This is a genomic window from Kitasatospora phosalacinea, from assembly GCF_000716545.1.
GTDB classification, from domain to species: domain Bacteria; phylum Actinomycetota; class Actinomycetes; order Streptomycetales; family Streptomycetaceae; genus Kitasatospora; species Kitasatospora phosalacinea.
In genome coordinates this window covers 65,190-79,276 of record NZ_JNWZ01000026.1, presented here as the reverse complement: position 1 = coordinate 79,276, position 14,087 = coordinate 65,190, and the positions used below count along the sequence as shown (strand labels likewise).

14 protein-coding genes and 2 pseudogenes are annotated in these 14,087 nt (G+C 73.1%); 6 read left to right on the top strand and 10 right to left on the bottom strand.

The genetic code is table 11. The features are described from left to right. Positions 1–441: 441 nt before the first annotated feature. On the bottom strand, positions 442–2,283 hold the full coding sequence (gene htpG / locus OO48_RS15480; protein WP_033216407.1) for a molecular chaperone HtpG: 1,842 nt from the start codon (positions 2,281–2,283) through the stop codon (positions 442–444). Between the two features lie 214 nt (positions 2,284–2,497). Here htpG and OO48_RS15475 point away from each other — a divergent pair, with 214 nt between their 5' ends. After that, the gene (locus tag OO48_RS15475) at positions 2,498–2,926 is read left to right on the top strand and encodes a hypothetical protein (RefSeq protein WP_033216405.1); all 429 of its coding nucleotides are present in this window, start codon (positions 2,498–2,500) and stop codon (positions 2,924–2,926) included. Between the two features lie 105 nt (positions 2,927–3,031). Here OO48_RS15475 and OO48_RS15470 read toward each other — a convergent pair whose 3' ends face one another. After that, positions 3,032–3,751, bottom strand: coding sequence for a ribonuclease H family protein (locus tag OO48_RS15470; protein WP_033216403.1), 720 nt, complete (start codon positions 3,749–3,751; stop codon positions 3,032–3,034). Positions 3,752–4,041: 290 nt separating this feature from the next. After that, a complete protein-coding gene (locus OO48_RS15465) occupies positions 4,042–5,466 on the bottom strand; it encodes an MFS transporter (protein ID WP_033216401.1) in 1,425 nt (474 codons plus the stop codon). A gap of 203 nt (positions 5,467–5,669) precedes the next feature. Between OO48_RS15465 and OO48_RS15460 the strand changes: the two genes are divergently transcribed. Beyond that, positions 5,670–6,617 carry a helix-turn-helix domain-containing protein gene (locus tag OO48_RS15460; RefSeq protein WP_063830681.1) on the top strand — a complete coding sequence of 316 codons (948 nt, stop codon included), beginning with the start codon at positions 5,670–5,672 and terminating at the stop codon, positions 6,615–6,617. Between the two features lie 91 nt (positions 6,618–6,708). Here OO48_RS15460 and OO48_RS15455 read toward each other — a convergent pair whose 3' ends face one another. Both OO48_RS15455 and OO48_RS15450 read right to left on the bottom strand, forming a co-directional pair. Further along, positions 6,709–7,116: a cold-shock protein gene (locus OO48_RS15455; RefSeq protein ID WP_033216399.1), complete on the bottom strand. Its 408-nt coding sequence runs from the start codon at positions 7,114–7,116 to the stop codon at positions 6,709–6,711. Between the two features lie 822 nt (positions 7,117–7,938). Further along, the gene (locus tag OO48_RS15450) at positions 7,939–8,190 is read right to left on the bottom strand and encodes a hypothetical protein (RefSeq protein ID WP_033216397.1); all 252 of its coding nucleotides are present in this window, start codon (positions 8,188–8,190) and stop codon (positions 7,939–7,941) included. 144 nt (positions 8,191–8,334) lie between these two features. Between OO48_RS15450 and OO48_RS40670 the strand changes: the two genes are divergently transcribed. The 4 genes and pseudogenes from OO48_RS40670 to OO48_RS38910 form a co-directional block, all read left to right on the top strand. Beyond that, positions 8,335–8,463, top strand: coding sequence for a hypothetical protein (locus tag OO48_RS40670; protein WP_280842420.1), 129 nt, complete (start codon positions 8,335–8,337; stop codon positions 8,461–8,463). Positions 8,464–8,837: 374 nt separating this feature from the next. After that, positions 8,838–9,917 (top strand): alpha/beta fold hydrolase, encoded by a 1,080-nt coding sequence (locus OO48_RS15445; protein WP_033216393.1) that lies wholly within the window; start codon positions 8,838–8,840, stop codon positions 9,915–9,917. Between the two features lie 280 nt (positions 9,918–10,197). Beyond that, on the top strand, positions 10,198–11,121 hold the full coding sequence (locus OO48_RS15440; RefSeq protein WP_033216392.1) for an alpha/beta hydrolase: 924 nt from the start codon (positions 10,198–10,200) through the stop codon (positions 11,119–11,121). Positions 11,122–11,262: 141 nt separating this feature from the next. Continuing rightward, a pseudogene (locus OO48_RS38910) lies at positions 11,263–11,367 on the top strand (IS5/IS1182 family transposase); the annotation flags it as partial. Positions 11,368–11,383: 16 nt separating this feature from the next. On the opposite strand, the gene OO48_RS15435 reads toward OO48_RS38910, so the two are convergent. The 5 genes and pseudogenes from OO48_RS15435 to OO48_RS41035 form a co-directional block, all read right to left on the bottom strand. Next, on the bottom strand, positions 11,384–12,046 hold the full coding sequence (locus OO48_RS15435; RefSeq protein ID WP_033216391.1) for a DUF4232 domain-containing protein: 663 nt from the start codon (positions 12,044–12,046) through the stop codon (positions 11,384–11,386). A gap of 367 nt (positions 12,047–12,413) precedes the next feature. Continuing rightward, positions 12,414–12,626 carry a hypothetical protein gene (locus tag OO48_RS15430; RefSeq protein ID WP_033216390.1) on the bottom strand — a complete coding sequence of 71 codons (213 nt, stop codon included), beginning with the start codon at positions 12,624–12,626 and terminating at the stop codon, positions 12,414–12,416. Positions 12,627–12,683: 57 nt separating this feature from the next. Then, the gene (locus tag OO48_RS15425; RefSeq protein ID WP_033216386.1) at positions 12,684–13,295 is read right to left on the bottom strand and encodes a dihydrofolate reductase family protein; all 612 of its coding nucleotides are present in this window, start codon (positions 13,293–13,295) and stop codon (positions 12,684–12,686) included. A gap of 141 nt (positions 13,296–13,436) precedes the next feature. Then, positions 13,437–13,682: pseudogene (locus OO48_RS15420) on the bottom strand (response regulator transcription factor); the annotation flags it as partial. Between the two features lie 106 nt (positions 13,683–13,788). Continuing rightward, on the bottom strand, positions 13,789–14,010 hold the full coding sequence (locus tag OO48_RS41035) for a HEAT repeat domain-containing protein (RefSeq protein ID WP_342449649.1): 222 nt from the start codon (positions 14,008–14,010) through the stop codon (positions 13,789–13,791). Between the last annotated feature and the right edge of the window lie 77 nt (positions 14,011–14,087).

The following is a 14,087-nucleotide window of genomic DNA, read 5'->3' as shown; positions in this document are numbered from 1 at the left end:
TCGCCCCGCCGCCACCGCTGCTACAGGCAGTGAGCACCACCATGGAAGCGGCCCCGACGGCCAGCCATCCTCTGCGCATCTCGCTCATCCTTCACGCTGTTCTTCATCGGCTCGTGGAAGCAGCGACCGGTGACCGCGAGCGGCACCCGGGCTGTTGGACGCTTAACGTAGACGTCACATCCGGGCCATGTCCATAGACCGGTCAACACTGAAATACAGCGGATTCTCGGCCGCAAAGCAGTAGTGAACTAAAACTTTACTTAACTTGATGACGAATTAGTCTCGTTACCGGACTGCGACCGCCAAGCTCTGGACAACGTTGTCAAGGAGGGCCAGAATCCCCCACAGAGACAGTCACGCTGCGTCACTCCCCCGGGCGCACGAACGCCGCGGTCCCACCCCCCGGGCGTGAGCCGGGAGGCGGGACCGCGGCGTCGGGCGTCAGACCGTCCGGGCGAGCCGGTCGGCGAGCAGCTTGGCGAACCGGGCCGGGTCGGCGAGGTCGCCGCCCTCGGCCAGCAGGGCGGTGCCGTAGAGGAGTTCGGCGGTCTCGGTGAGGGCCGGGTCGTCGGCGCGCTGCTCGTGGGCGGTGCGCAGGGCCTCGACCAGGGGGTGGTCGGGGTTGAGTTCGAGGATCCGCCGGGCGGTCGGGACGTCCTGGCCCATCGCCCGGTACATCTTCTCCAGGGTGGGGGTGAGCCCGCCGGCGTCGCTGACCAGGCAGGCCGGCGAGTTGGTGAGGCGGCTGGTCAGGCGGACGTCCTTGACGTCCGCGAGCGTCTCGCCCAGCCAGCCGAGCAGCGGCGCGTAGGAACCGGTGCGCTCCTCGGAGACCTCCTCGACGGGCAGGTCGACGGCGCCGTGGGCGACCGAGCTGAACTCCTTGCCCTCGTACTCGGGGACGCCCTCGACCCAGATCTCGTCCACCGGGTCGGTGAGCAGCAGGACTTCGTAGCCCTGGGCGCGGAACGCCTCCAGGTGCGGGGAGTTCTCGACCTGGGCGCGGCTCTCGCCGGTCATGTAGTAGATCTTGTCCTGGCCGTCCTTCATCCGGGCCACGTACTCGGCGAGGGAGGTGGGCTCCTCGCCGGCGGTGCTGGCGAAGGAGGAGACGTCGAGGATGGCCTTGCGGTCCTCGGCCGGGTCGAGCAGGCCCTCCTTGACGGCGGGGCCGAACTCGCGCCAGAAGGTGCGGTACTTGTCGGCGTCGCCGGTCATCATCTCCTTGACCGTGGCCATCACCTTCTTGGCGAGCCGGCGCCGGATCAGCTGGATGTGCCGGTCCTGCTGGAGGATCTCGCGGGAGATGTTCAGCGACAGGTCCGCGGCGTCCACCACGCCCTTGACGAAGCGCAGGTGGTCGGGGAGCAGCTCGCGGCTGTCCTCCAGGATGAACACCCGCTTCACGTACAGCTGGACGCCGTGGCTGCCGTCGCGCTGGAACAGGTCGTGCGGGCGGCGGGCCGGGATGAACAGCAGCGCCTCGTACTCGAAGGTGCCCTCGGCCCGCAGGCTGATGGTCTCCAGCGGGTCGGTCCAGTCGTGCGCGATGTGCCGGTAGAACTCGTGGTACTCCTCCTCGGCGACCTCGGAGCGCGGGCGGGCCCAGAGCGCCTTCATCGAGTTGAGGGTCTGCTCGCCGCCGTCGGGGGCGGCGGCCCGGATCGGGAAGGCGATGAAGTCGGAGTAGCGCTTGACGATCCGCCGGACGGTGGCCAGGTCGGTGTAGTCGTGCAGCCCGTCCTCGCCGTCCTCGGGGCGCAGGTGGACGGTGACCGAGGTGCCCTCGGGCGCGTCCTCGACCGTCTCGACGGTGTAGGTGCCCTCGCCGTCCGACTCCCAGCGGACGCCGGTGGGCTCGCCGGCCTTGCGGGTGAGCAGGGTGACCCGGTCGGCGACCATGAAGGTGGAGTAGAAGCCGACGCCGAACTGGCCGATCAGCTCGGCGGGTTCCTTGCTCTCGCGCAGGCGGCGCAGCGTCTCGGCGGTGCCGGAGCGGGCGATGGTGCCGATCAGGCCGACGACCTCGTCCCGGGTCATGCCGATGCCGTTGTCGCGGACGGTCAGGGTGCGGGCGTCCGGGTCGGGGACGACGTCGATGTGCAGGTCGTCGGCGCGCAGCCGCTCGTCGGTGAGGCCGGCCAGGCGCCGCTTGTCCAGGGCGTCCGAGGCGTTCGAGATCAGCTCGCGCAGGAAGACGTCCTTGTTCGAGTAGATCGAGTGGACCATCAGCTGCAGCAACTGCCGCGCCTCGGCCTGGAACTCCAGCGTCTCGGTGGTCATGGGGTCCTTTTCGCTCAGGTTCGCTCGGGTGACGGTACGGGTACGGGAGCACGCGCTCCGTCGCAATCTGACACACCGGCGGCGGCGCGGACAAACCCCGTGGAAGGTGGGTCCAGGCCCACCCGGTCGTACGGGCAGACCCATGTCGGGGCGGCCGCGCGCTCCGTAGCGTCGAAGGCACGACGACACCGCGAGACACGAGGAGCCCGGCACCATGGCCACCACCACCGGAACCGCCGCCGAGACCGACACCCGGACCGGGGAGGCGCTCGACACCGTCCGGACCTGCGTCACCCTGTTCGGGGCGGTCGGCGCGGTCGTCCTCGCCACCGTCGCCGTGACGGCCGCCACCGGGCACCGGACCACCGCCTTCATGTGGGTGCGCGGCACGGTCCTGTTCCTGGCGACCTTCCTGCTGCACCGCTACCTCGGGCGGGTCCGCGCGGGCGACGCCAAGGCGTTCGACCGGCTGCGCACGCTCTCCGCCGTCGCCCCGGTCGCCGTCATCGGCGTCGACCTGGTCCCCGGGCTGTGCCCGGCCTGGTACGCCGTCCTGCAGGGGCTGTCCGCCCTCGCGCTGGTCGGCGTGGCCTTCCTCACCCGCGGCGCCGCGCTCCGGGCGGCCTTCCCCGCCGCGAAGTGACGGGGAAGGCCCGGGGGCGCGGGCCGGGGGCGCGGGCCGGGGGCGCGGGCCGGGGCAGTTCGGGTTATCCGGGTTCCTCGGGTCGCCCGGTCCGCCCGGGCGGCGTCAGACGCGGGCGGCGGCGCAGTCCGGGTGACCCCAGCCGGCGCCCACCTTGGTGATCGTCTCGCCCTTGCCGTAGGAACGCCCGCACGGGCACCGGCCGGGGAACTTCGCGGCCAGCGTCCGGCCGCCGCCACCGGTCGAACCGCGCTTCGCCGCAGCGCCGACGGTGCCGGAGGACGCGGCGGACGAGGCGCCGGCCGTCCGGCGGGCGCGCGGGGCCGGGGCGGCGGCCGGGTCGGGCACCGGCAGGTCGGCGGCGGTGCCGGCGGCGGACTGCTGGGTGCGGGCCGCGTCGCTGGCGGCCTTGTCGGCGATGGCGTTCAGCGGGTCGCCGTCCACCTGGTGGGCGGGCACGTAGACGAACTCGACGTCCCGCCCGGCCAGCAGCGCGTCGATCCGCTGGATCAGCTCCTGGTTGGCGACCGGCTTGCCGGCCGCCGTCTTCCAGCCGTTGCGCTTCCAGCCGTGCAGCCACTTGGTGACCGCGTCCCGGGTGTAGGTGCTGTCGAGGCGCACCTCCAGCGGGGCCGCCGGGTCGGTGGCCTCCAGCAGGCGCTGCAGCGCCGTCAGCTCCCCGACGTTGTTCGTGTTGCGCCCCAGCGCGCCGGACTCCCAGCGCTGCGGCACGCCGTTCCCGTCCGCGACCACGAACGCCCAGCCGGCGGGCCCCGGGTTGCCCTTGGCCGCTCCGTCGCAGGCGGCGATGACTCGTTCAACCATCCCTCGATCATGCCAGCCCCCGCCCACGGCCCGCGCCACGCGGACCGGCCGTGGGCTGCGACGGCCGCGACGACGGCTGCTGCGACGACGACGGCGGGTGCCACGGCGGAGCCGGTACGGGCTGCGCGGGCCGCGGGCTACGACGGCTGCGGCGGCGACCGGGTCACCGTGGTGAGCGCGCGCGACCCCCGGGAACTCGCCCGCCGCCGCGCCTGGCCGAACTCCCCCGCACCCGGCGGGGCGCGGCAACGGCCCGCGGGCTGCTGCCCGCGGGCCGTCCGACAGCCGGGTCAGGAGGCGCGGCGGCGGAGGAAGCCGGTGGCCAGGACGCCCACCAGGACCAGGGCCGCGTTCACCAGGACGGCGAGCGTGATGCCGTCCAGGACCGCCTGGACGGAGGGGTGGGCGCCGGCCCGGGCGGCGACCACGGCGCTCATCACCGGGGTGCCCACCGTGATGCCGATCTGCTGGGTCATCGTGGCCAGGCCGGTGGCCAGGCCCTGTTCGCGGTCCGGCAGGCCGGAGGTCGCGGTGACCATGAACCCGACGATGACGTACATGTTGCCGACGCCGCCGACGAAGGTCGCCGCGAGCAGCAGCCACAGCGAGGAGTGGCTCTGCCCGAGCAGCAGCAGGGCGGCGGTCGCGGCGGCCTGCACCAGCCCGCCGGTCACCAGGACGGCCCGGGTGCCGGCGGCGGCGATCAGGCGGGCGGCGGTGGCGCCGCCCAGCACGGTGCCCAGGCCCAGCACGCCGAAGGACAGTCCGGCCGCGAGGGCGGAGAAACCGAGCACCTCCTGGAGGTACAGGGTCAGCAGGAAGACCAGCGAGGTCTCGGTCAGGAAGGCGATCAGCCCCGCCGCGTTGCCCCACACCACGCTGCGCCGCCGCAGGATCGACACCGGCACCAGCGGCGCCGCGGCCCGGCGCTCGACCGCCAGGAACACCAGCAGCAGCGCGGCGCCCAGGCCGAGCCCGCCCAGCGCGAGCGCGTCGCCCCAGCCGGCCGTGCCCGCCCTGGTCAGGCCGAACACCAGGGACAGCAGGCCGAGCGTGACGGAGAACGCACCGGGCACGTCCAGCTTCGTCCGGGTGTCCGGGCGGCTCTCCCGGATCACGCCGGGGGCGGCCAGCAGCACCGCGAACGCGACCGGCACGTTGACGAAGAACGCCCAGCGCCAGGACAGCAGGTCGGTCAGCACCCCGCCGAGCACCGCGCCGGTGGTGAACCCCGCCGACATCAGTGCCCCGTTGAGGCCCAGCGCCCGGTCGCGCAGCGGCCCCTCCGGGAAGGAGGTGGTCAGCAGCGACAGGCCCGCCGGGGTGACCATCGCGGTGGCCAGGCCCTGCGCGACCCGGGCCGCGATCAGCACCGCCGGGCCGGTGGCCAGCCCGCCGACCAGCGAGGACGCCCCCAGCAGGGCCAGCCCCAGCAGGAACAGCCGCCGCCGTCCGAACAGGTCGGCGACCCGCCCGAACAGCAGGGTGAACCCGGCGGCGGACAGCGCGAACGCCGTTCCGATCCACTGCAGTTGGCCCAGTGGGAGGCCGAGGCCCTGGCCGATCGCCGGCAGGGCCACGTTCAGGATCGAGAAGTCCACCGCCAGCATGAACTGGGCCACCAGCAGGACCAGTAGGACGGTTCGCTGACGGCTCGTCAATTTGCTCGTGGTGGAAGGGGTTCGGGTCTCTTCGGGTGCGGTGGCCGTCGCCATGGCGGGCCTTCCTCTCGTCTCGCTCGTCGCGAGCGTTGCGATCGTCGCGAGCGTTGCGCTCGTTGCGCTCGCCGCGTTCGTCCGGTGTACGAGAGGAGCCTCCACCGGGCCGGGCGGCCCACCCAGACCCCTGCGGAAGGTAGCACCGGCAGGGATACCCTGCGCCGACCCCGGAACCGTCCCGCGCGGGCAGACTGGACGCCATGGAGACATCGACCGCACTCGGCGAGTACCTGCGCAACCGGCGCGCCCGGCTCAGCCCCGAGGACGCCGGGCTGACCCCGTACCCGGGTCGGCGGCGGGTGCCCGGGCTGCGCCGCGAGGAACTCGCCCTGCTCGCCGGGGTCAGCGTCACCTACTACACCCGGCTCGAACAGGGCCACAGCGCCAACGCCTCCGACGGCGTCCTGGACGCGCTTGCCCGCGCCCTGCACCTGACCGGCGACGAGCGCGCCCACCTCTACGACCTGGCCCGCCCCGCCCGGGCCCGGCGCGCACCGCAGCACCGGCCCGCCCGGGTCCGGCCCGCGACCAAGCACCTGATCGACGCGATGCCGCACGTTCCCGCCGTCGTCCTGGACCGGGGCAACGACGTCCTGGCCTGGAACGCCCTCGGCCACGCCCTGCTGGCCGGCCACCTCGACCCGGCCTCCCCCGACCGGCCCGCCGACCGCCCCAACCTGACCCGGCTGCTGTTCCTCGACCCGCACACCCGCGAGCTGCACACCCGCTGGGAGGAGGACGCCAGGATCGCCGTCGCCGCGCTCCGCCTCGCCGTCGGCCGCCACCCCGAAGACCGGCGACTGGCCCAACTGGTCGGCGAACTCGCCATCCAGAGCCCGGAGTTCGCCGCGCTCTGGGCCCGCCACCCGGTCCGCGACTGCGCCGTCGGCAGCAAGTCCCTGCACCACCCGCTGGTCGGCCCGATCGAGCTCGACTTCGAGAGCCTCCCGCTCTCCGACGGCACCACCCACCGCCTCCTGCTCTACAGCACCGCGCCCGCCACCCCGTCCGCCGCCGCCCTGGCCCTCCTCGCCGGGACGCTCGGCACGGAGACGACCGGCGCGGGGGCCCTCGGCGCGCGGGCCTTCAGCGCGGGGAGGCACCTGGAGACCGGCCCGGCGGTGGCGCCGGAGGCGTCGTCCGGTTGACGCTCGCGGCGGGAACGCGGACGGCGGCCGCCCCGGGTGGGTGGCCGCCGTGTGCGGGTGGTGCGTACCGGTGCCGGGCCCGGGTCGGGGATCAGCCGATCCAGCCGTGGCTCTTGGCCAGTTGGAGCATCGCGGTGCGGACCTGGAGGATCTGGGTGCCGGTCAGGGACGGGGCGGACTCCAGGAGGGCCTCGGTGACGTCGTCGAGGTAGTCGTCGGAGGCGAGCTGGTCGTCGTCGTCCACGTGGCGCACCACGCGCTCGGGGTGGACGACGGCGGGGGCCTTCGGGTCGACGCCGGGGGCGAGCTGGACGGAGGAGGCCTTGGGGCCGCGGTCGCCGTCCTCGATCTCGAAGACCACGGCCAGGCCGGTACGGATGTAGGACTCGGGGATCAGCAGGTCGTTGACGTGCAGGAAGACGTCCTCCCCGCCCTGGTCGGGAGCGATGAACCCGTAACCCCGCGAACCGTCGAACCGCACCACGCGACCGGCAACCATGCCAACCCCCAGACACCTTCCGGGCCCCATGCCCGCAACCTGGGCCAGAGGATAGCCCGGTCGCGACGGGCAAGGCGAACCAGCCGTTCGGGAACCGGCAAGCGCCCCGTGCGCGCGCCGTCACCGGCCGGCCGCCGGGCGGCGGGCGGAGCCTTCGCGGTTCCGGAACGGGTCCGGAACGGGTCCGGAACGGGTCCGGAACGGGTCCGGAACGGGTCCGGAGGAATTCGGAGAAGTTCGGAGGAGTTCGGACGGCGGAGCACATTCGTGCCGGTCCGCAATGCCTGTGACAGGATCTTGTGGATGTGGGCTGACGAGCCCTGCCTGGTGCGCCGGTGGACCGAAGCGGAAGTGTTCGACCAGATCCACCGGATACTGCTCGCCGAGCTGAACGCGGCTCGGCGGAACGGCTGGCCCCGGGCCCGCGCGGACGCCCTCCACGTCCGTGGCGAAAGGGACGTGCCGGGGTTTGTCCGTCCCCGATCGATCGCGGCAAGTCGGGCAGCAAGCACCACCTGCTCTGCGACGGCGACGCCCCCCTCAAGGTCATCACGACTGGTGGCAACGCACCCGACGTCCGCGGCCTCGGCCGGCTCCGCTACCTCATCGAGCAGACCTCCGCCCTGCTCCAGCGGTTCGAGCGCTTCGCCACCCGCGGGGAACGACGCCTCGGCCTCCACGAGCCACTCGTCTCGCTCGCGTACGCCCTCATCTGCCGGAGAAGGCTCAACAGGCCGACGCCGTGATCGCGTTACGGGCTCGAAGCAGGTCCGGCACCGCCGGGTCGACCGCCAAGTAGCACCCGCCGGGGTCAGCAGGGAGTCACACCTGTCCGTGTTCGGCGGCCCACGCGATGATGGCAATCAGGGCCTGATCGAGACTGGCGCCCCGGCCCAGGCGCACGCCCGCATCGCGACGGTCTCGCCCGTACGCTCCCCAACTACCGGACTTGATGGCCCATCCGATCGCCATCATCCCGTCATGGTAGGCGGGGTGCCAGAGGAAGATCGTCTCTTCTCCGGATTCGACTTCCCTGGTCGTGCGATAGCCGGCCTTGGCCAGATCCTTCTGCATCTTCCGAGACGGCTCTGTCACATCTCCCCCTGAATAGACGAGAGCCCTCAGATTAGGCGCTCAATCGAAGGCGTGGAAGACGGGAGACCACTCGACAGGTCACACAAGTGCGGGGCACGGGACTGCCGGATCGGCCGCAGACCGATGCCGGAACGCGGTGGCGAGCCGTGGGCCCACCTGTTCGCCCTGGGGACCTCCGCCCGACTCCACCAGTTCAAGCGCCTCGCCCTCCACAACGCCTCCGCCCCGCTCACCTGCGCGCTCACCTACTGACGGTTCCTCACCAAGCGCCCGACGTGGCGGTCCTGTCGGCTTGTCACGATGCAGGTGTCGGCGGTGAGGGCGCTCACGGCGCCACGGTGTGCCGGAGTCCGGACGAAGGGCCGGCTGATGCCGGCCGCCGGCCGGCCGTGATGCGGCACGGACGGGCACACCCGTCGCCGCCCGGTCGCGTCACTGCATTTCCGCTCCACCGTCAACTGACTGATTTCCCGCTTCGCCGCCCGGCGGAAGGTGGATGCGGCCCGATCACCACGGGCGGAGCGCCGACTGTCGGGACCGTCCCGGTTCCGGTGGACGTCGCAGCGGGCACATGTGCCCGCTGTTCCAGACACATCAAGAGTCACGACACAACGTGAGGAGCAATCGTGATCGACAGGCGAAGCTTCAACAAGGCGATCGGCCTCGGTGTGGGCGCGAGCGCCCTCTCGCTGGCCGGGCTCCAGACCGCCGCGCACGCCGCCGACACCCCCGGGAGCGGGGCGGCACCGAGGCCGGCTCCCACGCCCGCCCCGACTGTGCCGACCATCACGCCTGGGACGCACACCGACTTCCCCGAGCTCAAGCAGGTCCGCGCGGGCGTGCTCGACATCGGCTACGCGGAGCTGGGCCCGGCCGACGGCCCGGCCGCGATCCTCCTGCACGGCTGGCCCTACGACATCCACAGCTTCGTCGACGTCGCCCCGCTCCTGGCCGAGCAGGGCTACCGCGTGATCGTCCCCTACCTCCGCGGGCACGGCACCACGCGGTTCCTCTCCGCGCGCACGTTCCGCAACGCCCAGCAGTCCGCCGTCGCACTCGACGTCATCGCGCTGATGGACGCCCTGAAGATCCGCAAGGCCACCCTGGCCGGTTTCGACTGGGGTTCACGAACGGCGGACATCATCGCCGCGCTGTGGCCCGAGCGCGTCAAAGCGCTGGTCTCGGTCAGTGGGTACCTCATCACCAACGTCGCCGCGCAGGCGAATCCGTTGCCGCCCGCCGCCGAGCACACCTGGTGGTACCAGTACTACTTCGCCACCGAGCGCGGCAAGCTCGCCATGGAGAGCCCCGACCACCGTCCGGAACTCTGCCGACTCGTGTGGGAACTCGTCTCCCCCACCTGGAAGTTCGACGACGCCACCTTCGCGCGCAGCGCGACCGCCTTCGAGAACACCGACTACGCCGCCATCGTCATCCACAACTACCGCTGGCGCCTCGGTCTGGCCTCGGGTGAGCGACGCTACGACGGCTGGGAGAAGAAGCTGGCCGACCGACCGACCATCCACACTCCGACGATCACCCTCGACCCCGCCTTCGACCCGTTCACCGCCCCTGACAACGGTGCCGGCTACCGCCGGTTCTTCGCCGGCCCGTACGACCACCGCACGATCCAGGTCGGTCACAACCTCCCGCAGGAGGCACCGACCGACTTCGCCCAGGCCGTCATCGACGCGGACCACCTCTAGTCATCCCGTCCGTGCGGCCGACCGTGCGACTGCGGACCGGCCGCACGGCCCCTCACTCGACACGGGCCGTCCTCATGCATCGACGTGCCCCCGTGCCCCGGGGCGACCCGTGCCTCTGCCGAGGAACACCGCAGACGGGCCGGCGGGGCGGGGGCGCGTGCGACCACCGCCTTCACACGCGCCGTCAGATGACTGAAGTGTGCCGGCCGACTCGGTCGAAGGACGAGGACGAGGACGGCCAGGCGAGCACCCGCACACCCGACAGAAGGAGCACCATCCCATGAACAGAACTTCCGTGACCTTCGACAGTGCCGGCATCACCGTGGCCGCGCACCTGTACCTGCCGGACGGCCCGGCCGCCGCCTCACTGCCGGCGCTGGTGGTCGGTCACCCGGGTACGGGGGTCAAGGAGCAGACGTCCGGCCTCTACGCCGGCCGGTTGGCCGAACGGGGCTTCGTCACGTTGGCCTTCGACGCGGCCTTCCAGGGCGAGTCCGGCGGCACGCCGCGGGGCCTGGAGGACCCGGCGCAGCGCGTGGAGGACTTCAAGGCGGCCGTGTCCTACCTGACCACTCGTCCGGAAGTCGACCCCGAACGCATCGGGCTGCTCGGCGTCTGTGCGTCGGGCGGCTACGCGCTGGCCGCGACGGCCGGGGACCACCGCGTGCGGGCGGTGGCGACGGTGTCCACCGCGGAACCCGCCCGCCAGTTCCGTTTCGGTGCCGACGGCACCCAGTCACCGGCCGTCTTCCAAGCCCTGCTGGACGCCGCCGCGGCGGCCCGCACGGCCGCGGCCCGTGGAGACGACCCCGGGGTGATGACCATGTTTCCCAGCACCCCGGAGGAGGCCGGCGCGCTCGGCGGCGCCCACGGCGTCGAGGGCTGGGAGTACTACTGCGGTCCGCGTGGGCACCACGACCGTTCCGCGAAGTTCCTGGCGTGGGAGAGCATCGACAGGATGGCGTCCAGCGACGTCTTCCACGCGGTCCCGCTGATCGGCCCGCGGCCCATGCTGCAGATCCTCGGCGAGCGCGCCGTGACGGCGTGGATGGGTCTGGAGGCGCACCGCCGGGCCACGGGCCCCGCCGAGTTGCACTGGATCGACGGTGCCAGCCACGTCGACCTGTACGACAAGCCGGAGTATGTCGGCCGGGCCGTCGAGCAGTTGACGAAGTACTTCACCGAGAACCTGGATGCCGCCTGAGCGAAGCGGCCGCACCGGGCCTTTTCAAGGCGGCCACCGATCGGGTGACGGTCGGGTGCTCCTGGGCGGGGAAGAACCGGCAGGGCTCCCCGGCGTCGAGTGAGGTGCATGACGTCTCGACTCTGTTGCCGGGGAGCCCTGGTGGTTACCCGTCCTGCCGCACTGGACCCGCCGCACTCCCCCGTCGGGTGGGTCACCATGCTGGTCATCACTCGGGAGGGTGAGCGCCGCTGCGGGCTCCGGCCGTCACTCGCCCCGGCCGTCATTCGCCCTGGCCGGCGCTCCCCATCGGGCCGATCTTCACCGGGGAGCCGCTGCCGTCCGTGACGGGCAGCGAGCCCGAGCCCGGCCAGGCCAGGGTGACCGGGTGGGTCTCGTCGGGCGGGGTGACCACCAGGCCGGTGATCCGGACGCCGGAGCCGCCGGAGGTGTTGGCCGGGTAGCCGATGCCGAAGTACGTCGACTTGCCGGCCTTCAGGACGCTCGTGACGACCGGCTCGCCGGAGCGCTGCGCGGACAGCGCGCCCGCCGAGGTCTGCAGGTCGACGCCCGCGTACCCGGAGATCGTGCAGTCCTTGCCGCTGCGGTTCTTCAGCTCGACCACGACGGTGTTCTCGGCGTCGCCGGTGATGGTGCGGTCCGCGGCCGTGATGGTCAGGTCCTCCGTCCGGCACTTGGCGGCCTTCCCGGCCCCGGCGGAGCCGGCCGGCGCGGCGGTGGACGCCGTACCGCCCTTCGCCGGGCTGCCGCTCGCGGCGGCGCTCGGGGCGGCGGTGGACCCGGCGGACGCGGCCGGGGCGGCGGTGGACGCGGCGGGGGCGGTCGGGGCGCCCTTCGCGGTGTCCGTCTCGTCGTCCTGGCAGGCCGTGAGCGTGAGGGCGGCCGCGACGGTCAGGGTGACGAAGGCGAGCTTGCGGACGCGCATGGTGTTCTCCTCAGGGTGGGGCGGCAGTGCCGGCTGCTCGGTGCGAGCGGGTCTACGCAGCACAGGACCGCCCGCCCGCCCGAACCGTTCCACCTCCACCGCACCCAAGACAGTGCTGTGACACACCGGCCCGCGAACCCGCCCAGCACCCCGCCGCTGACCAGGAGGAACGCCGCCCCGCACCCGGCACGTCCCACCACCGTCCCAACCCGCCCGCCGCAACGGTTCCGTGACGCGACGCCACTTGCCCGGAGACATCGCTTCCCACCGGACGCGGCGTCACCCCTCCGCCGAAGCGCCGGAGCGCCGGAGCCCCCGCGCCCGGAAGGCAGCGGAGGCTTCGAAGTCAGACCGGCGTGACGGGCGTTCAGCTCCCGCCGAACTCCCCGGCCGCCGGGGCGGGCCGCGCTCGGCGGCGGGGCGGGGCGGCGCGGCGCAGGGTGGAGCCGTGGACGGTGATCAGGACGGCGATGCCAAGGGCGCGCAGGGCCGGGCCGGCCAGGGCGCGCGGGCGCGGGCCGCACAGCGGCAGCAGGCGGCGGGTGGCGCGGGCCCGGTCGGCCAGCAGTCGCAGCGGCACCCCGGGCGGGCGCCGCCCCTCGCGGGAGCTACGGCGTCCTCCCCCCGCCGGAGTGGGTCAGTGCTCGCTCATGTCGCCGGTGGCGGGAACCCCCTCGGCCAGGCCGTAGCGCAGCAGGACGGTGCCGCGCGGGCCGGCGGCGGGCGGCTCCAGCAGGGTGAGGTTGCTGGGGACGGCGCCGCTCCCGAACACCTTCTTGCCGCTGCCCAGCACGATCGGGTGCACCCACAGGTCGAGCCGGTCGAACAGCTTCTCCCGCAGCAGGGTCTGCACCAGGTCGAGGCTGCCCACCACCTTCACCCGCTGGTGCCGCTCGCGGACCTCCCGCACGGCGGCCGGCAGGTCAGCCCCGAGCAACTCCGAACCGGCCCAGGTCAGTTCGGGCTTGCCGCGCGAGGCGACGTACTTCGGGACGCGGTTGAACAGCTCGGCGAACGGGTTGTCCCCGGCCTGCGGCCAGTACGCGGCGAAGATGTCGTACGTCCGGCGCCCGAGCAGCAGGGCGTCGGTGCCCTGGTAGGCGGCGTCGACCTGCGCCCCGGACACTTCGTCGATCAGCGGGGCCTGCCAGCCGCCGAAGGTGAAGCCGTCCGGGTCCTCCTCGGGGCCGCCGGGGGCCTGGCCGACCAGGTCGAGGGTGGTGAACAGCTCGATGTCGATGGATCCCATGGTGTGCTCCCGGGAAGTGGGTGGTCCTGTCAGGAGTGCAGACGGATCGGGGCGGGCGAACTCATCGCCGCCGCCCCGTCCAGTCTCCCCCCGCCGCCTCGATCGGTCCTTCCGCCGACGGTCACTACCGGCGACCGGATGTCACACGGGGTGACCGACGGCCCGTCGGCGGTCGCGGCCCGGCACCACCAACCCGGTCTCGTACGCGGTCACCACGGCCGGGGTGCGGTCGCGCAGGCCGAGCTTGGCCAGGATGCGGCTGACGCGGGTCTTCACCGTCTCCTCGGTGACGGTGAGGCGGGCGGCCCGTTCCGGGTTGGGCAGGCCCTCGGCGACCAGCCGCAGCACCTCGGTCTCGCGCGGGGTGAGCGTACGCAGCCGCTCGGGAGCGGGTGCGGGGGCCGGGGTGCCGCGGGACGGCATGGCGGCGAACTCGGCGAAGGACACCGCCGCCAGCAGGCAGGCAGGCAGAGCAACCCTCCGCCGGCCCGGGTCAGTCCGGTTTGCGGACGGCCTCGACCGCCTCGCGCACCTCCGGGTCCGGGTCGGCGGCGAGGGCGTCCAGCAGTTCGGTGACGCCGGGGGTGGACCAGCGGGCGACCGCCCACACCGGTTCGGCGCGGATCCGGGCGTCGGGGTGGGCGGCGAGCGGGGCCAGCGCGGGGACGGGGCCGCGGCGGCGCATGCCCAGCCAGTGCAGCGCGTCGGAGAGCACCGCCGGGTCGCCGGGTCGCCGGCCGCGGCGATCCGGTCGAGCAGGACGGGGACGGGTGGCGGCGGGCCGTCCAGCGG